The 16,557-nt window shown below is 64.9% G+C and carries 16 protein-coding genes; 8 read left to right on the forward strand and 8 right to left on the reverse strand.

Annotation, left to right across the window (positions count from 1 at the left end; genetic code table 11):
- Window positions 1–2: 2 nt before the first annotated feature.
- Window positions 3–1,130: an ABC transporter permease gene (locus tag DPM33_RS13160; RefSeq protein WP_112097866.1), complete on the forward strand. Its 1,128-nt coding sequence runs from the start codon at window positions 3–5 to the stop codon at window positions 1,128–1,130.
- Window positions 1,131–1,267: 137 nt separating this feature from the next.
- Here DPM33_RS13160 and DPM33_RS13165 read toward each other — a convergent pair whose 3' ends face one another.
- From DPM33_RS13165 to DPM33_RS13190, 6 genes are all read right to left on the reverse strand, one after another.
- A complete protein-coding gene (locus DPM33_RS13165; RefSeq protein ID WP_112097867.1) occupies window positions 1,268–1,723 on the reverse strand; it encodes a TadE/TadG family type IV pilus assembly protein in 456 nt (151 codons plus the stop codon).
- A complete protein-coding gene (locus DPM33_RS13170; RefSeq protein ID WP_167449051.1) occupies window positions 1,720–2,289 on the reverse strand; it encodes a TadE/TadG family type IV pilus assembly protein in 570 nt (189 codons plus the stop codon). The genes DPM33_RS13165 and DPM33_RS13170 overlap by 4 nt, the downstream gene beginning before the upstream one ends.
- Window positions 2,290–2,342: 53 nt before the next feature.
- Window positions 2,343–4,418 (reverse strand): TadE/TadG family type IV pilus assembly protein, encoded by a 2,076-nt coding sequence (locus DPM33_RS13175; protein WP_112097869.1) that lies wholly within the window; start codon window positions 4,416–4,418, stop codon window positions 2,343–2,345.
- A 293-nt stretch (window positions 4,419–4,711) separates the two neighbouring features.
- Window positions 4,712–6,364 (reverse strand): chaperonin GroEL, encoded by a 1,653-nt coding sequence (gene groL / locus DPM33_RS13180; protein WP_112097870.1) that lies wholly within the window; start codon window positions 6,362–6,364, stop codon window positions 4,712–4,714.
- Between the two features lie 62 nt (window positions 6,365–6,426).
- Window positions 6,427–6,723, reverse strand: coding sequence for a co-chaperone GroES (groES, locus tag DPM33_RS13185; RefSeq protein WP_073987612.1), 297 nt, complete (start codon window positions 6,721–6,723; stop codon window positions 6,427–6,429).
- Between the two features lie 229 nt (window positions 6,724–6,952).
- Window positions 6,953–7,753, reverse strand: a complete 801-nt coding sequence (locus DPM33_RS13190) for a methyltransferase domain-containing protein (RefSeq protein ID WP_112097871.1) — start codon at window positions 7,751–7,753, stop codon at window positions 6,953–6,955.
- A 73-nt stretch (window positions 7,754–7,826) separates the two neighbouring features.
- Here DPM33_RS13190 and DPM33_RS13195 point away from each other — a divergent pair, with 73 nt between their 5' ends.
- Window positions 7,827–8,678: a hypothetical protein gene (locus tag DPM33_RS13195; RefSeq protein ID WP_112097872.1), complete on the forward strand. Its 852-nt coding sequence runs from the start codon at window positions 7,827–7,829 to the stop codon at window positions 8,676–8,678.
- Here the strand turns inward: DPM33_RS13195 and DPM33_RS13200 are convergent.
- Window positions 8,675–9,436, reverse strand: a complete 762-nt coding sequence (locus tag DPM33_RS13200) for an SDR family NAD(P)-dependent oxidoreductase (protein WP_112097873.1) — start codon at window positions 9,434–9,436, stop codon at window positions 8,675–8,677. The two genes, DPM33_RS13195 and DPM33_RS13200, sit on opposite strands and share 4 nt — an antisense overlap.
- 106 nt (window positions 9,437–9,542) lie before the next feature.
- Here DPM33_RS13200 and DPM33_RS13205 point away from each other — a divergent pair, with 106 nt between their 5' ends.
- Window positions 9,543–10,451: a LysR family transcriptional regulator gene (locus DPM33_RS13205; protein ID WP_112097874.1), complete on the forward strand. Its 909-nt coding sequence runs from the start codon at window positions 9,543–9,545 to the stop codon at window positions 10,449–10,451.
- 160 nt (window positions 10,452–10,611) lie between these two features.
- Here the strand turns inward: DPM33_RS13205 and DPM33_RS13210 are convergent, their stop codons facing one another.
- Window positions 10,612–11,238, reverse strand: coding sequence for a TetR/AcrR family transcriptional regulator (locus DPM33_RS13210; RefSeq protein ID WP_112097875.1), 627 nt, complete (start codon window positions 11,236–11,238; stop codon window positions 10,612–10,614).
- 122 nt (window positions 11,239–11,360) lie between these two features.
- Here DPM33_RS13210 and DPM33_RS13215 point away from each other — a divergent pair, with 122 nt between their 5' ends.
- The 5 genes from DPM33_RS13215 (at window position 11,361) to DPM33_RS13235 (ending at window position 16,545) form a co-directional block, all read left to right on the forward strand.
- A complete protein-coding gene (locus tag DPM33_RS13215) occupies window positions 11,361–12,545 on the forward strand; it encodes an MFS transporter (protein ID WP_112097876.1) in 1,185 nt (394 codons plus the stop codon).
- A 14-nt stretch (window positions 12,546–12,559) separates the two neighbouring features.
- On the forward strand, window positions 12,560–13,840 hold the full coding sequence (locus tag DPM33_RS13220) for a D-arabinono-1,4-lactone oxidase (RefSeq protein WP_112097877.1): 1,281 nt from the start codon (window positions 12,560–12,562) through the stop codon (window positions 13,838–13,840).
- Window positions 13,837–14,973 carry an alanine racemase gene (locus DPM33_RS13225; protein WP_112097878.1) on the forward strand — a complete coding sequence of 379 codons (1,137 nt, stop codon included), beginning with the start codon at window positions 13,837–13,839 and terminating at the stop codon, window positions 14,971–14,973. The genes DPM33_RS13220 and DPM33_RS13225 overlap by 4 nt, the downstream gene beginning before the upstream one ends.
- Window positions 14,974–15,054: 81 nt before the next feature.
- Entirely contained in the window at window positions 15,055–15,990 is a 936-nt protein-coding gene (locus DPM33_RS13230; RefSeq protein WP_112097879.1) for a bifunctional helix-turn-helix transcriptional regulator/GNAT family N-acetyltransferase, read from the forward strand.
- Window positions 15,991–16,098: 108 nt separating this feature from the next.
- The gene (locus tag DPM33_RS13235) at window positions 16,099–16,545 is read left to right on the forward strand and encodes an antibiotic biosynthesis monooxygenase (protein ID WP_245442119.1); all 447 of its coding nucleotides are present in this window, start codon (window positions 16,099–16,101) and stop codon (window positions 16,543–16,545) included.
- Window positions 16,546–16,557 lie beyond the last annotated feature (12 nt).

Raw genomic sequence — 16,557 nt, forward strand, 5'->3', positions numbered from 1 at the left:
AGATGGCCGGCTGGCTTTCCAACGTTTTCCGTCTCGGCCTGAAGGAACTGGCAAGCCTCGCCGCGGACACGGTGCTGGCCGCCTTCATCGTCTACTCGTTTTCTTTTGCCGTCTTCAGCCAGGCAACGGGAATCAAGACGGAAGTCGCGAACGCGCCGGTGGCCATCGTCGACTCCGACCACTCCTTGCTGTCCACGCGCATCCGCGATGGGTTTCTCCAGCCATATTTTCGGCGGCCGGCTCTGATCGACCGTTCCGGGATCGACGACGTGATGGACCGGGGCGTGTATACGTTCGTGCTTGATATTCCACCGCGTTTCGAAGCCGACGTGCTGCTGGGGCGCCATCCGTCGGTGCAGCTCAACGTCGATGCGACCGCGATGACGCAAGCCGGCGTCGGGGGCGCGTATGTGGAGTCAATCGTGCAACAGGAGACGCGAGACTATCTCCACACGCACGGCGTGGACGATCAAATCCCGCTGACCGCCGTCGCGCGGACCTTTTTCAATCCAAATCTGGAGGGGCTCCGGTTCGAGGCGATCATGGCGGTTCTCCAGAACATCACGATGCTGTCGATGCTGCTTGTGGGCGCGGCCGTGATCCGGGAGCGCGAGCATGGGACGATCGAACACCTGCTGGTCATGCCTGTGCGGCCGAGCGAGATCGCGGCCGCGAAGATCCTGGCCAACGGCCTGGCCATCCTGGTCGCAACCGGGCTGTCGCTCCTCATCGTCGTCGAGCATCTGCTGCATGTGCCGATCCAGGGTTCCATCTTTCTCTTCCTCGGCGGCACGGCGGTCTACCTTTTCGCGATTGCATCCCTTGGCATTCTGCTCGCGACCATCGCCAACACGATGCCGCAATTCGCGCTGCTGGCAATGCCGGTGTTTCTCGTCCTCAACATGCTGTCGGGAGGCGTCACGCCGCTCGAGAGTATGCCCGAGCCGCTCCAGCTTGCCGTTCAGGCCTCACCTGCCATGCACTTCGTCAAGTTTGCTCAATCGGTGCTGTACCGAGGCGCCGGCGCCGATGTGGTGTGGCCGCAAATCGCTGTCCTCAGCCTTCTGGGCACAGTGTTCCTCGCCATCGCGCTCTCGCGTTTTCGGGCGATGCTGGCTCGTGTTCAATAGGTTGGCAACCGGCTTGGGCCGCAGCGCCGACGCTACCGTCCGAGACGGTCGCCGCGCTGGTTGAATCGGCAGTGCTGGCGGGCAAGGTCGCGCAGCAAGCGGACGCGGCCGGCTGACGCCGCTCCGTTCTGCGAGGACTATGCGCCCTGGTTGGGGAAGCAGGCGGTGGCGCTGAGCAGCGGGCCGTTGGCCAAAGCGGTCAGGAAGGACGGCAGCACGGTCGAGAATGTGTACGAGATCCGCACCGTGGTGAAACCCGTGAGGCCCGAGCAGGTCGCGTTGTTGTCGATGCTGATGCTGGTTCCTGCCAGCGCGATGCCGTCGCTCGCGGCCATGCCGCTGATGTAGCTGATGGTGTTGACGGCGTCGTAGACGCCGTTCTGGGTGCAATTGCTCTGCAGCACCCCCACGCAGCGCGCACCGGCCGTGGCCGTATCCTGCAGCACATGCTGCGCCCAGAACATGCGGCCGAACTCCACCGTGCCGAACAGCACCAGCACGAGCGGCACCGACAGCAGCGCGAATTCGACGGCGTTGGCGCCGCTCCTGTCGCGGATGAACGCCGCCAGCCGCTTCAAGACAAAGCGCCTCATTTCGGTTGCATCATGGCTTGGACGGTGATGATGCCGCTGTTGACGACGCCGAAGCCGCCGAACAGGGGCGAGAACGGCCGGCTGGCGCTGATCGTCACGAACTTGCCGGCGATGCCGCCCGCCGGGCAGGTCGAGCCGCAGGTCGCCGACGCGCCCCAGGTGACGCTGCCGGCGGAGCCGGTCGGACAGTAGCAGAGGTCGGCGTTGGAAGCTGTGCCGCTCTGGGTCGCGGTTGCGGCGGTGGTGTCGTAGGAGACGGCGGCGCCGTTGTTGATGACGACCTGGACATTGCCGCCGCCGCTCCCTAGCCCGCCCGCCACCACGGTCGTGATATTGGCGGCAAGCGTGCCGCCGCCGGTGGAATTGACCTTGTCGGCGCCGAGCAGCGCGTAGTTGGAACCTGCCGACACCGCCGAGCTCAGATCGAACTTCGCCTTCAGCGAGGCGCCGATGTCGACTGTTCCGGCCAGGATCAGGATCAGCACCGGACTGATCAGGGCGAACTCGACCGCCGAGGCGCCGGATGTCTCGCGGGTGAGGAAGCGGCCAAACGCGGACCGCCGCATTGCATGCGCCCGAAATGCGTGCGTCATGACGGTTTTGAAACCTCTTGTGATCGTCACTGGACGAGACTCACTTTGCTGCTGGCGCTTGAACTGGAGGCGGCAATGCATTCCGACGCCGCGGCCGTGCCGCCCGACAGCGAGATCAGCGAACCGATCATCTGCAGGCACTTGCTGGAATCGGTCGAGGAACCAAGAACGCTGGAGCCGCCATTCATGATGATCGGGCCGTAAGGGAAATAGAACGCGCCCGAGATCTGCGCGTTTGAACCGCCTTCGGCGAAGGTGGCGCCGGCGGTGACCGAAGTCGATGTCGGCCCGATGACGGCGAGCTTGGCGGTAGCGCCGGTCTGCGGCGCGTTGAGCACGATGTTGCTGTAGCCGGCGGCCACGCAGAACACATAGCCGTTGCAGCTTCCGGAGCTCGACTTGGCCTTGCCCGACAGCACCAGCGTCACGTTGTTGCCATACACGCTGATCGTCGAGCCGCCGCAGCTGGCGCTGCCGCCGCCGCTTCCGCCCAGCGCGAAATAGCCGTCGATCGTGTAGACGCCGGCGCCGAGCAGGATGGCCCCCGAGGCGATGAAGTTGCCTTCGATGTCGTGCTGCGCCGTGGCCGGCACGACGAAGCAACTCCCGCCGCCGCCGCCGTTCACATTGCCGATGACCTGGAACACGCCCGAGCTGGTGGCGTCTGCCATGACGGTCGTGGAGCCGCCGCCGAGCGTGATGGCGTCGCCATTGCCGCCGGGGCCGATCTTGTAGCTGTTCGAGGTGCCGGAGCCGAAGGTGATGCTGGCGCCGCCGGTGTTGTTGAGGCCGCCGGGCAATTCGAACGTGCTCGGCCCGCCGAAGGTGAGCGTGCTGGTGTTGCAGAGGCTGACCCGCGCGATGCCGCCGCACGTGTTGTCGCTGATGCCGATCTTGAACGTGCCGGCGCCGAAGGTCGTGGTGGCGCCGCCGCCCGTTGTCAGGCCCTTGGCGAAATTGAAGGGTCCGGCGCCGAAGGTGGTGGTTCCGGCGGTCGTCACCTGCTTGCCGAAATTATAGGTTCCTGCGCCGAAGGTCGTGGTTCCGGCGGTGGTCAGCTTGCTGGCGAAATTATAGGTGCCCGGGCCGAAATTGGTGGTCGCGCTGGTCGTGAGATCGCCGGCGATGTTGTAGGTGGTCGTGGCCGCGCCGCTGGTGGCGAAGTTGAGGTTGATGCCGCCGCCAATGGTGATGGTGCCGAAATTGACCGTGGTCTTTGAGCCGCAGTTCAGCGACCAGGTCGATGTCGATGACGTCCAGCTTGCCGTGCAGCCGAGCGCGGTCGCCTGGCCCTGGGTGGAACCCTGGTTCCAGGCGAAGTCGATGTTGTTGCCCGTGCTGTTGGTCGGCGCTGACGGGGCCGTCGTCGCCGACATCGCCGCGACCGTCGAGAAACGCGCGACCGCTGCGGCTACAGCCGCATTGCCGGCCAGCGGATCGGGTGTCGATTTCTTGGTGATCACCGCCGCCGTGCCGTTCGGGCCGGTGATGCCATTGCAAGGCTGGCTGGGCGCCGCCGCCGAGTTGTAGTTCACGCCAACCGCCGAGATGGACGTGCCGCATGGAACTGTCACTGTGTTGTTCGACGACACCGTGCATTTGGGCGCGGTGATCTTGGTGCCGCCCGAGAGCGTGATGCCGGTCTGGGTGCCGTCCAACGCCAGCATGCAGCCGGGGGTCAGCGGCTGCGCGCCGAGTTCGGCGACGGCATTGGCATAGATCGGCAATTGCTGGCGGTTGTCGAGCACGCGCGCCAGAAGCAGCTGTTTCTGGGTGCGGATCGACACCGAGACGGCATTCATGCCGGAAGTCTTGGGAGAGGTGACCAGCGCCGCTTGGACATCGGCGGCCGGGACACCGTTGAGCGCTGCGACATTGACCGCCGCCGCCGACATCTGGTCGGTCGATTTCGTCGCATTGTAGGCGAGCGCGCCGGCATAGGCCGCAAGGTCGGCCGTGCGCTGGTTGCCGGCGCGCTCGACCAGCGCGCCGCCATATTCGGTGACCAGCGCGGCCATGCCGATCAGCAGCGGCAAAAGCAGCGCGGACATGATGAGGACGTTGCCGTCGCGGTTATGGACAAACCGGCGGAGAATTTGCATCGATGAGGACCTGACACCTTACACGCGCGAGCAACTCAAGCGTGCCCTGGTTCATTAGTAGGCGCGAATGTCTTAAAAATTATTGTCCGACAAATACGGCAATGGTCACGAGCGCTTGATCGAAGGGGCTGATTTTGTTGAAGAATTGCACAAAGTTTAGGCAGCCGGTGGGGCGACATGGCGGCGTTGCCGATGAAGGGCGGATCGCCGGACGCTCAAACTATCGCGCCGGGACAACGAAAAAGGGCGGCATTTCTGCCGCCCTTTCCGTAAGCGCGAATGGGTTGGACTTCTTAGAAATCCATGCCGCCCATGCCACCCATGCCGCCGCCGGGCATGCCGCCCGGCATACCGCCGGCAGCTTCCTTCTTCGGAGCTTCGGCGATCATGGCTTCGGTGGTGACGAGCAGGCCGGCGACCGAGGCAGCGTCCTGGAGAGCGGTGCGCACGACCTTGACCGGGTCGACGATGCCCATGGCGATCATGTCGCCATACTCGCCCGTCTGAGCGTTGAAGCCGAAGGTAGCGCCCTTGTTCTCGAGGATCTTGCCAGCAACGATCGAAGCTTCCGCACCGGCGTTGGCAGCGATCTGGCGAGCCGGAGACTGCAGCGCGCGACGCACGATGTTGATGCCGGCAGCCTGATCGGAGTTGACGCCGGTGGCCTTGACGTTGGCCGAAGCGCGCAACAGCGCAACGCCACCGCCGGCGACGATGCCTTCTTCCACGGCCGCGCGGGTCGCGTTCAGGGCGTCGTCAACGCGGTCCTTCTTTTCCTTGACTTCCACTTCGGTCGCACCGCCGACGCGGATCACGGCAACGCCGCCGGCGAGCTTCGCCAGACGTTCCTGCAGCTTCTCCTTGTCGTAGTCCGAGGTGGTTTCCTCGATCTGCTGCTTGATCTGGGCGACGCGACCCTGGATCTCGGCCTTCTTGCCGGCGCCGTCGACGATGGTGGTGTTCTCCTTGGAGATCGACACCTTCTTGGCGCGGCCGAGCATGTTGAGGCCGACATTCTCGAGCTTGATGCCGAGGTCCTCCGATATGACCTGGCCACCGGTGAGGATGGCGATGTCTTCCAGCATGGCCTTGCGGCGATCTCCGAAGCCCGGCGCCTTGACGGCGGCGATCTTCAGGCCACCGCGCAGCTTGTTGACGACCAGCGTGGCCAGAGCCTCGCCTTCAACGTCTTCCGAGATGATGAGCAGCGGCTTCGAGGTCTGAACGACGGCTTCCAGGACCGGCAGCATGGCCTGCAGGTTGGAGAGCTTCTTCTCGTGCAGCAGAATGTAGGCGTCTTCCAGATCGGCGACCATCTTGTCGGCGTTGGTGACGAAGTAGGGCGAGAGATAGCCGCGGTCGAACTGCATGCCTTCGACGACTTCCAGCTCGGTCTCGGCGGTCTTGGCTTCCTCGACGGTGATGACGCCTTCGTTGCCGACCTTCTGCATCGCTTCCGCGATCATCTTGCCGACCGACTCGTCGCCATTGGCCGAGATCGTGCCGACCTGGGCGACTTCCTCGGAGGTCTTGATCTTCTTGGCAGCCTTGCCGAGAGCAGTGACGACTTCACTGACGGCGAGGTCGATGCCGCGCTTCAGGTCCATCGGGTTCATGCCGGCGGCAACGGCCTTGTTGCCTTCCTGAACGATCGCCTGGGCCAGAACGGTCGCGGTGGTCGTGCCGTCGCCGGCGATATCGTTGGTCTTCGAAGCGACTTCGCGGACCATCTGGGCGCCCATGTTCTCGAACTTGTCCTCGAGCTCGATCTCCTTGGCGACGGTGACGCCGTCCTTGGTGATGCGCGGGGCGCCGAACGACTTGTCGATGACGACGTTGCGGCCCTTGGGGCCGAGCGTGACCTTCACCGCGTCGGCGAGGATGTTGACACCGCGCAGCATGCGCTCACGGGCGTCGCGGGAGAATTTTACGTCTTTTGCAGCCATAGTTAGCTCCTGACAGGGACTCGGGAAGAGCCCGAAAACTCAGTTGATGGAGAGGCCGATATTCAGCCGATGATGCCCATGATGTCGGATTCCTTCATGATCAGAAGGTCTTCGCCATTGAGCTTGACTTCAGTGCCCGACCACTTGCCGAACAGGATGCGGTCGCCGGCCTTGACGTCCAGCGGCACGAGCTTGCCGTTTTCGTCGCGGGCGCCGGAGCCGACGGCGATGATCTCGCCTTCCTGCGGCTTCTCCTTCGCCGTATCCGGGATGATGATCCCGCCGGCGGTCTTGGATTCGGATTCAACCCGGCGAACGACCACGCGGTCATGAAGCGGGCGGAACTTGGACTTTGCCATGTTTTCTTCCTCGAATGAGAACGGTGAGAACTGTTCCTCCATCCGGCGAGGCCGCCGGATATGAGTTAGCACTCATCTAGGGCGAGTGCTAACGTGGCGCTGAGATAGGCCGGCGACTCGTCAGAGTCAAGGCGCGCGCAAGGGGCCAATGGCGCGAAATTTTTCTCGCGCGGAGCCCCAGGCCGAAATGCGCGGGCGGCCGCGAGGCGCCGACGAGCAATCCCGCTCGTTAGGCCAAGCGCTTCGGCGACCGCAGCACCAGCAGCGGGCAGCGTTCGGCGAGCCCGTATGTGCCGGTCGAGGCGATGCCGACATCGCCGAAATATTCTTCGGCCTCTTCGACGATGGCCGCGGCCGGCGCAAAACTATAGACGGCCGGCGAGTTCCGGTAGACATCGATCGTGCCGATGACCGGCAACTCCCACCCGGTGCGTTCGCAAAGTTCGGCACGGTCGGGAAACAGCGCTTCGAATTGTTCGAGGATTTTCCTCACCGGCATGACATAGTCGGGCGCGCCGCCGGTTGCGGTCATCGCCACGCGCCATTTCAGCTCGTGGAAGGTCGCGACGCCGCCGCTCATCGCCAGGGCGCGGACATCCTGCGGGTCGTCGCGCGTTTCGGGGCAAGCATAGAGCCTGATGCCCACGCGGCCGTCGGCGTTGAGAACGCGCGCGACCGCCGAAAACAGTTCTCGCCTTGCGTCAGTGCCGCCGACGACCGAGAGGCACCCGTCGCCGATCAGTGCCTCGACGCTCGCTTCGCCGAACGGCAGCTCGAACCAATCGCCTCGCACCGCCTTGCGCGTGTCGGTATCGCCCGGCCAGATGCCGGCGATCATGTCGGCGGACTCGTCGACCGCAACCATCGTGGCGCCAAGCCGGGCAAGCTCGGGTGTCACGCCGAGCATGACGACATGCGCCCGGCCAAGGTCGAGCTCACGATCGTAGGCCTCGACCACTTCCGTCGGCGGCCGCAACGGCGAGCCGAGCAACTGCCAGTGCTTGCGAATTGCATTCCAGTGCTCTGTCATGCAAACCCTGGGTTGGTTAGCGCGTTGCATTCGATCGAATAATCGAGGGCGCTCAGGAAGCCAAGTGGGGCGCATGGCACGCATCGGGGTGATTACACATGAGTTCGACCGCTTCGAGAGCCGGCGCGGGCTGCTGCGGCGGCGTGACAGTCCGTACATGCTGTTCGACCTGCTGGAGGAGCTGAAGCGCCGCGGCCATTCGGTCCGGATCCTGCGCGGCACGGCGGCGAAGCCGGCCGCCGATGTCGCGGTGCTGCATCTCGACGCCACCGTGACGCCGCCCGACTATTCCGACTATGCGCGCAGCTTTCCCTTCTGCCTCAACCTCGGCGCCATCGACATTTCGAAGCGCCGCATCAGCGGCGCCGTGATCGGCAGGGACGACGGCTGGAAGGGACGGGTCATCGTCAAGAGCAGTCTCAACCACTGGGGAACGCCGGAAGAGCAGCTGAACCTCCGCGCGCGGCGCGCCGGCAAGCCGGAGCCGTTTCCCGGCGCCGAAGCTTTCGAAAGATACGAGATCCATGCCTCGCTCGCCGACGTTCCGGCCGAACTCTTCGAGCGCCAGGATCTGGTCGTCGAGAAATTCATTCCCGAGCCGGAGTCGGACGGCTTTGGCGCGCGCTTCTGGCTGTTCTGCGGCGAGCGCGAGCGCTGCACCCGTCATGTCTCGCCGCAAAGCCTGGTCAAGGGCGACGACACGATCCGCCGCGAGGCGGTTCCGGTGCCGGACGAGCTGCGCGCGCTAAGGCGCCAGCTCGGTTTCGACTACGGGAAATTCGATTTCGTCTTGCATGAGGGCAGGGCGGTGTTGCTCGATGCCAACAAGACCCCTGGACGCGCCAGGAGCCTCTCCAGCTTCGTCGCCGCCGGCAATTCGAATCTCGCCGACGGCTTCGAAGGACTGATCCGTAAAGTTACCTAGATGTTCATGCCGCCCGACACTTCGATGCGCTGGGCGTTGACCCAGCGGTTGTCGTCGGAGAGCAGCGAGGCGATCATCGGGCCGATATCGTCCGGTACGCCGACGCGACCGAGCGCGGTGACGCCGGCCACCATGCGGTTGATCTCGGCATTGTCGCGCACGTGGCCGCCATTGAAGTCGGTGGCGATCGCGCCGGGCGCTACGGTGTTGGCGGTGATGCCGCGTGCACCGAGTTCCTTGGCGAGGTAGCGCGTGAACACCTCGATGCCGCCCTTCATCATGGCATAGGCCGACGATCCGGGTGCTGCGAAACGCGCCAGCCCGCTCGATATGTTGATGATGCGGCCGCCATCGTTGATCAGCGGCAGCAGCGCCTGGGTGAGGAAATAGACGCCCTTGAGATGGGTGTTCATCAGCGTGTCGAAATCCTCTTCCGTCGTTTGGGCGAACGGCTTGCTGAGACCGGTGCCGGCATTGTTGACGAGATAGTCGAAGCGGTCGCGCTGCCAGGTCTCCCGCAGTGTCTTCCTCAGCGCCGCGACGAAGGCCGGAAAGGTGGCGACGGCGCCGGTGTCGAGCTCGAGTGCCGCGGCGCGGCCGCCGGCCGCCTCGATCTCGGCGATTACGGTCTTCGCCTCATCGGCGCGCGAGCGATAGGTGACGATGACGTCGACACCCCTTTGGGCGAGGTGGAGCGCGGTATTGCGGCCGAGGCCGCGGCTGCCGCCGGTGATGAGGGCGATGGGACGGGTGGTCATGACGAAATCTCCTTCTGTCTGGATGGAGACGTATATACTCGCCTAAATCGGTGATATAATCGGGCATGGATTGCCAACACTATTCAGCATGTGCGAACAATCGGTCATGGATCGGATTGACAGCATGCGGCTCTTCACCCGCGTCGTGGAACGGCGCAGCTTCACCGCTGCCGCCGCCGATCTCGGCCTGCCGCGCTCCAGCGCCACCGCCGCGATCAAGCAGCTCGAGGAGCGGCTCGGCGTGCAACTGCTTCGCCGCACCACGCGCCACGTCACCACGACGCTCGACGGCGAAGCCTATTACCATCGTTGCATCGGCATCCTCGCCGACATCGAGGACGCCGAGGGCACCTTTGGCGCGCATGAGGTGCGCGGGCGCTTGAGCATCGACATCAACGGCAACATGGCCCGCACCCTGGTCATCCCGGAACTGCCGGCGCTGCTTGCCCGGTATCCCGGGCTCAGCGTGCATATCGGCGAGGGCGACCGCTTCGTCGACCTGGTCCGCGAGGGCGTCGATTGCGTGGTGCGGGCAGGAACGCTGCCCGACAGCGACATGATCGCGCGCCGCATCGGCATGGCGCGCGAGGCGACGGTTGCCAGCGCCGCCTATGTCGAGCGCCACGGCCTGCCGCGCTCGCTGGACGAGCTTGCCGGGCACTTGATGATCGGCTTCGTCTCGTCGCGCACTGGCCAGGTGATGCCGCTGGAATTCACCGTCGACGGCAAGATCCGCGAGATCGTGCTGCCGTCGCGTGTCACGGTCTCCAATTCCGACACCGCCGCCACGCTGGTGCGCCAGGGTTTTGGCCTCTACCAGGCGCCGCGCCGCCGCTTCGCCGCCGACATCGAGGCTGGCCGGCTGGTCGAGGTGCTGCCCGGCAACCCGCCGACACCGACGCCGATCTCGGTGCTCTATCCGCCCAGCCGGCAATTGTCGCCGAGGGTCAGGGTGTTCGTGGACTGGCTGGTGGAGATTCTGGGGCCGAAGCTGGATGCTTCTTCGTCATCCTAGGGCGGAGCGACGCGAAGCGGAGCGCAGACCCTAGGATCCATGCCATGACGCTAAAGTGTTGCAACGGTTGAGAATTCTGCTCCGTTGCACCCTTCGGTGAAGGTCACGGCATGGATACTCGGGTCAAGCCCGAGTATGACGACCACTGCGGCGCGCCGACCTACAAAAACAGCCGCAACTGCGTGTGGATGATCGACCTATAATCCTCGATCGTGCGCCGACCTTCTTCCTCGTCCTGCGTCAGCGCCAGCCGCACGACGCCGCCGGCAAGCTGGAAGATCAGGAACACGACGCGTCCGAACGCCTCGCGCTGCTCCGCTCGAAGCATCGGCGCGACATGGTCGCAGAGTATCTTCGCCTGATGCCTCGTCTCGACAATGTCGAGATGCTGCAGCGCCTTGTCGGCCTGGATGGCGTTCTGCAGGTCCTGGATCGCCGGATCCGCCGCGACGCGGCCGTAATAATCGTCGAGCAAACGGTCAGCCGCCGCGGTCACGTCGCCCGGCCCGCTTATCCCGGTGATGATCGCACCGAAGCGGGCGCGGCTTTCCTCGGAAAACCGCTCGTAGAGCATCGCCAGGATCGCCGACTTCGACGGAAAATAATGATAGACGGTGGCGATCGGTCCGCCGGCAAGCGCGCCGACTTCCTTCATCGTCACCGCGTCGATGCCCTTTTCGCCGATCAGCCGCATGGTCGTGGCGAGGATCGCATCGATACGCTCGCGGCTGCGCTCCTGTTTGGGCCTGCGCCGCGGTTCCGTCGCCGTTCGTTTTGCATCCGTCATGGCCCGCATCTTTCCCGGAAAAGTGCGAATTCGCGGTTGACAAGAAACATGATCAAGTATCAGTTTCGCTAAATGCTGACAATCTGTCAGTTTTTCGATCGAGCTGCAAGGGAGAGCACCTCGTGACTGCATCGCAAGCCGCGCAAGCGGAAAATGGCGATTGGCTGGTCGGCAACCCGAGCGGCCTGCAACTGGCCTCGGCGCTGTGGATCGGGTCGGTCGGCCTGCTCATCCTCGGGCTGCAGCCGGTGCTGCTCGGCGCGCTCTACACCGAAGGCCATGTCACCGGCGACGAGCTGGCGCTGGTCGCCACCGCCGAGATGATTGCGATCGCCATCGGCTCGGCGATCGTGGCGATGCTGCTCCCCGCCAGGAACATGCGCTGGAAGAGCGCGGTGCTGCTCGTGCTCTTGGCGCTCGCCAATTTCTGGACCGCTTATGCCAGTAGCCCCAACGCGCTGATCGGCGCGCGCATACTGGCCGGCCTTGCGGAAGGCGGGCTGGTCGCCGTGGCGACGGAGCTGATCGCGCGCTCGCGCCGGGCCGAGCGCATCGGCGGTTATTTCGTCACGCTGCAGACCTTGGCGCAATGCGCGCTGGCGCTGATCCTCGCGCTCTATGCGGTGCCTGCGGCCGGCTCGGCCGGCGGCTTCATCGCGCTCGGCGTCGTCTGCCTGCTTTCGCTGGCCGTCGCCTGGACGGTGGCGGACGATTATGCCGACCTGCCGAAGGAAGAGCAGTTCGCCAATGTGGCGACCGTACCGGCGATCACCGCGTTGCTGTCGATCTTCTGCTATTTCATGTTCTTCGGTGCCGTCTGGGCCTTTCTCGAGCCCATCGGCGCGCAGTTCGGCATCGACGGCCGCACAGTCGGCCTGATGGTTTCGGCAAGCCTTGCCGCGCAGGTGATCGGCGCCCTGACCGCGACCGTCTTCGAGGCGCGCATCGACTATCGTTTCGCCATCACGATCATCGGCATCGTCGCGACGGTCAGCTCGGTGCTGCTCGCTTCAGGTCCGGGCCTTTCGGTGTTCTGGGCAGTGGCGCTGGTGATGGGCTTCATTCTGCTCTTCATCGTGCCTTACCAGATCCGCTTCGCCATCACCGCCGACGAGACGCGCACCGCAGCCCTCCTTGTGCCGGCCGCACAACTCTTCGGCCTCGCCATCGGCCCGATCGCCGCCTCACTGTTGATCGACGGCGCGAACTTCCGGCCCGTGCCCGAGTTTGCCGCGGCGACCGCATTGGCCAGCGTGCTTTTGCTCGGCGTCTTCGTGCTGGTCGCGCGCCGCAGGGGCAAGGCCTGAGCGGGAGGATCGAGATGGCAAACACCTGGAGCAACTGGTCGGGCTTCGTCACGGCGTCGCCGAAATCGATCGCGACACCGGCCGATGCCGGCGAACTGGCGGAGCTTGTGCGCTCGGCGCCCGGTCCGCTGCGCGTCGCGGGTGCTGGCCATTCCTTCACGCCGCTGGTGCAGTCTAACGGCACCATCGTCTCGCTGGAGAAGATCGAGGGGCTGGTCTCGCACGATGCCGCGAACAACCGTGCGCGGGTGAGGGCGGGCACGCGGCTCGGCGCCCTGATGCACATCCTGCAAGGCATCGGCCAGGGCCTGCCCAACATGGGCGACATCGACAAGCAGGCGATCGGCGGTGCGCTGGGCACGGCGACGCACGGCTCCGGTCCGACGCTCGGCGCCTATCACACGCAGCTGGAGACTGTTCAGTTCGTCGACGGGCAAGGCAAGTTACGGGAATACAGCCGGGCAGGGGACCAGGACATGATCCACGCCACCGGCGTGGCTCTGGGCGCCTTCGGCGTGCTGACCGAAGTGAGGATGAACAACATCGCGACCTACCGGCTGCGCCGCCGCAAATGGGTGCTGCCGATCGACGACATGCTGCGCGATTTCGAGACGATGATGGCCGCGCATCGCTCGGCCGAGTTCTACTACATCCCGTTTTCGGGCTACGCCCAGTTCATCGCCAGCGATTTCAGCGACGCGGCACCCACGCCGCGGCCGACCGAGGACGACGAGGAGGGGCTGGCGACCTTGCGCAAGCTGCGCACCGTACTGCGCTGGCTGCCGTCACTGCGCCGCGCGCTGATCAAGGGCGCGGTGAAGAAGGTGCCGTCCGAGGACTACGTGCAGGACTGGCTCAACGTCTACGCCAGCGACCGTCGCACCAAATTCAACGAGATGGAGTACCACCTGCCTTACGAGGAGGGTCCGAAGGCGTTGGCCGAGATCATCGCGCTGACGGAAAAGCACTTTCCGGAAGTGTATTTCCCGATGGAGGTGCGCTCGGTGGCGCCCGACGAATTCTGGCTTTCGCCCTTCCACAAGCGGCTGACCTGCTCGATAGCAATCCACCACGATGCGGCGAATGACCCGCTGCCCTTCATGCGCGCCGCCGAGCCGATCCTGCGCAAATATGGCGGCCGGCCGCATTGGGGCAAGATGCACAGCCTCAAGGCGGCGGATTTCAAAAAGCTCTATCCGCGCTGGGATGAGGCGATGGCGGTGCGCCGCGACATCGATCCGGACAATCGTTTCGTCTCGCCCTATATGGCCGGCCTGTTCGGCATCCCGCAATGAGAGCCTATTTCGCCGCCCTGTCCGAGGCACTGAGGGCCGCCGAGATTTTCCGGCCCTGCCTCGTGCTCGACCGCGACCGGCTGGACGGCAACATCGCGCAGGTGAAAAAGAGGCTGGCGCCGGGCCTCGCCGTGCGGCTGGTCGACAAGTCACTGCCTTGCATGCCGCTGATTTCGCACATCGCCAGGGCGCTTGGCACCAACCGCTTCATGACCTTCCACCCGCCGGTCACGCAGGCCGTGCTCGACGCTTTTCCCGACGGCGACCTGCTCTACGGCAAGCCGATGCCGGTGGGTGCCGCCAAGGCAGCACTGACCCAAGGCAGCGCCGGCTGGTGGTCGCGAGTCTGCTGGCTGATCGATACGCCTGAGCGGCTGGCCGATTACGGCGCCTTGGCCGCCGCGCTCGACACCGAACTGCGCTTCGCCTTCGAGGTCGATGTCGGCCTGCATCGCGGCGGCTTTCGTGATCCCGCCGAGATCAAGGCGCTGACAATACCGGGGCGCATGCGCTGCGAAGGCATCATGGCCTATGAGGCGCATGCGCCGGAGATACCGGGACTGTTCGGTGGTGCGGGAAAAGCACTGAAGCAGGCCTCGGCCAAAGCCGCGGAGTTCGTCGCTGCCCTCGACCCGGACCAGCGCCGTATCCTCAACATAGGCGGCTCGAAGACGGCGCTGCTGCATGGCGGCGGCGTCGCCAACGAAGTGTCGATCGGCTCGGCCTTCGTGCTGCCGAGCGACTTCGACATGCCCGGCCTCGACGGCTTCCAGCCGGCGGCCTTCATCGCCACGCCGATCCTCAAGGCGCTCCATCCGATGCTGCCCGGCCCGCCGGCGGTTTCCAGGGCGCTGCAGGCGCTTGGCCTCTTCCCGCGCAAGGGCTGCTATCTCTACGGCGGCAAATGGATGACCGAACCGGTGTTTCCCGAAGGCATGAAGCCGAACGGCTTGATCGGCCTGTCGTCCAATCAGCAATTCATGGGCCTGCCGGCGGGAGCAGATGTGAAGCCCGGCGACTACGCCTTCCTGCGGCCGACGCAGAGCGAGGCCGTGCTGCAGCATTTCGGCGCAATCGCGGTGTTTGCCGGTGGGCGGATAGTGGAGTTCTGGCCGGTGCTGCCGATGGGGTGAGGGCGCACGAAGGCCGCGACAATCAATTTATTGACTCAGTCAACTAAATGATTGATCCTGTCCAGGACAGGAGGATTCCCCATGACCATCCACGACCACCCCGGCAAGGAACGCATCGAGACGGTGCGCGCCTTCAACCGCTTCTACACCCGCCAGATCGGCCTGCTCGACGAGGGCCTCCTGAAGAGCCCATTCTCGCTGACCGAGGCGCGGGTGCTTTACGAGCTTGCGCATCGCGACGGGCTGGTCGCCAGCGACCTGGTGCGCGATCTCGGCCTCGACCCCGGCTATGTCAGCCGGCTCTTGAAGAAATTCGAGGAGCGCGGCCTGGTCGAGCGCGAAGCCACCGAAGCCGACGCGCGCCGCGCCTCGATCGCGCTGACGCCGGCGGGCAGGCAGGCTTTCGCGCCGCTCAACCAGGATTCGCACGACCAGGTGCGCGCGCTGCTCGACCGCCTGGCGCCCGTCGACCAGGAGCGGCTGGTCAAGGCCATGCGCACCGTGCAGGACCTGCTCGGTGACAGGCCCGAACCCAAGGTGCCCTACATCCTGCGGCCGCTGCAGGTCGGCGACATCGGCTGGGTCACGCGCCGCCAGGGCATGCTCTACGCTGACGAATATGGCTGGGACGAAACCTACGAGGCGCTGGTCGCCGAAATCCTAGGCGAGTTCGTCAAGAATTTCGTCCCGCAGTGGGAGCGCGGCTGGATCGCCGAGCGCGAGGGCGAGGTGGTCGGCTCGGTTTTCGTCGTGCGCAAGTCGCCCAAGGTGGCGAAGCTGAGGCTGCTCTACGTCGAGCCCGCGGCGCGGGGGCTCGGCATCGGCCGGCGGCTGGTCGACGAATGCATCGCCTTCGCCCGCGCCAAGGGTTATCGGACGCTGACGCTCTGGACCAACGACATATTGGGCTCGGCCCGCCGCATCTACCAGGAAGCGGGCTTCAAGCTGGTCGATGAAGAGCGCCATCATTCCTTCGGCAAGGACTTGGTCGGCCAGACCTGGAACCTGGAACTCTAGTCCGTGAGGGCGCTCCGCGGCATTTGCCGGAGGCGGCCAGCAATGCTATGACGAAATGGTCGAAAAGGACCTGGAGCGGCACCCGGTAAGCCCGTTCCCTTCCGCCTGATGGAAGCTCCGTTCCCGCCCAATGCGGAAACCCACGGCAAGCTTGAGGCGCGATTTGCGCCCGGCTTGGCGTTCGGGGTTTCGCTGATCGGCGCTCCTTCGTTTGCCAGGCCCCAACGAAGGAGAAACGAAATGCCCATCATTCGAGCCAAGACCGGCGTCGTCACGCAGATCAATGTCTTCACGGTGCCCGACGGTGGCCAGCAACCGCTGATCGACCTGTTGCAAGAGGCGGCAATCAGTTGCCGGACGGTGCCCGGTTGGATGTCGGCCAGCTTGCATCGCAGCCTGGATGGCAGCCGCGTGGTCAACTATGCGCAGGCGCAGGATCAAGCCGCCATGCGTCGCGTGTTCGAGCATTTGCTGGCGAACGGTTACTTCGATCGCAACAAGGCGCTGGGCCAAGCCAATCCCGGCCTCTACGAGGTGGCGCTGATAGTCGAATAACGGCCGGGCGGC

Source organism: Mesorhizobium hawassense (genome assembly GCF_003289945.1).
GTDB classification, from domain to species: Bacteria; Pseudomonadota; Alphaproteobacteria; order Rhizobiales; family Rhizobiaceae; genus Mesorhizobium; species Mesorhizobium hawassense.

Excerpts from the sequence above, each read along its gene's own strand:
- DPM33_RS13190 (WP_112097871.1), bottom strand. The coding sequence starts at position 7,753 with ATGACAGAGCACTGGAATGCAATTCGCAAGCACTGGCAGTTGCTCGGC.
- DPM33_RS13165 (WP_112097867.1), bottom strand. The coding sequence starts at position 1,723 with ATGAGGCGCTTTGTCTTGAAGCGGCTGGCGGCGTTCATCCGCGACAGG.
- DPM33_RS13195 (WP_112097872.1), top strand. The coding sequence starts at position 7,827 with ATGGCACGCATCGGGGTGATTACACATGAGTTCGACCGCTTCGAGAGC.
- DPM33_RS13220 (WP_112097877.1), top strand. The coding sequence starts at position 12,560 with ATGGCAAACACCTGGAGCAACTGGTCGGGCTTCGTCACGGCGTCGCCG.
- DPM33_RS13210 (WP_112097875.1), bottom strand. The coding sequence starts at position 11,238 with ATGACGGATGCAAAACGAACGGCGACGGAACCGCGGCGCAGGCCCAAA.
- DPM33_RS13160 (WP_112097866.1), top strand. The coding sequence starts at position 3 with ATGGCCGGCTGGCTTTCCAACGTTTTCCGTCTCGGCCTGAAGGAACTG.
- DPM33_RS13225 (WP_112097878.1), top strand. The coding sequence starts at position 13,837 with ATGAGAGCCTATTTCGCCGCCCTGTCCGAGGCACTGAGGGCCGCCGAG.
- DPM33_RS13230 (WP_112097879.1), top strand. The coding sequence starts at position 15,055 with ATGACCATCCACGACCACCCCGGCAAGGAACGCATCGAGACGGTGCGC.
- DPM33_RS13175 (WP_112097869.1), bottom strand. The coding sequence starts at position 4,418 with ATGCAAATTCTCCGCCGGTTTGTCCATAACCGCGACGGCAACGTCCTC.
- DPM33_RS13205 (WP_112097874.1), top strand. The coding sequence starts at position 9,543 with ATGGATCGGATTGACAGCATGCGGCTCTTCACCCGCGTCGTGGAACGG.
- DPM33_RS13170 (WP_167449051.1), bottom strand. The coding sequence starts at position 2,289 with ATGCGGCGGTCCGCGTTTGGCCGCTTCCTCACCCGCGAGACATCCGGC.
- groL (WP_112097870.1), bottom strand. The coding sequence starts at position 6,364 with ATGGCTGCAAAAGACGTAAAATTCTCCCGCGACGCCCGTGAGCGCATG.
- DPM33_RS13200 (WP_112097873.1), bottom strand. The coding sequence starts at position 9,436 with ATGACCACCCGTCCCATCGCCCTCATCACCGGCGGCAGCCGCGGCCTC.
- DPM33_RS13235 (WP_245442119.1), top strand. The coding sequence starts at position 16,099 with ATGGAAGCTCCGTTCCCGCCCAATGCGGAAACCCACGGCAAGCTTGAG.
- groES (WP_073987612.1), bottom strand. The coding sequence starts at position 6,723 with ATGGCAAAGTCCAAGTTCCGCCCGCTTCATGACCGCGTGGTCGTTCGC.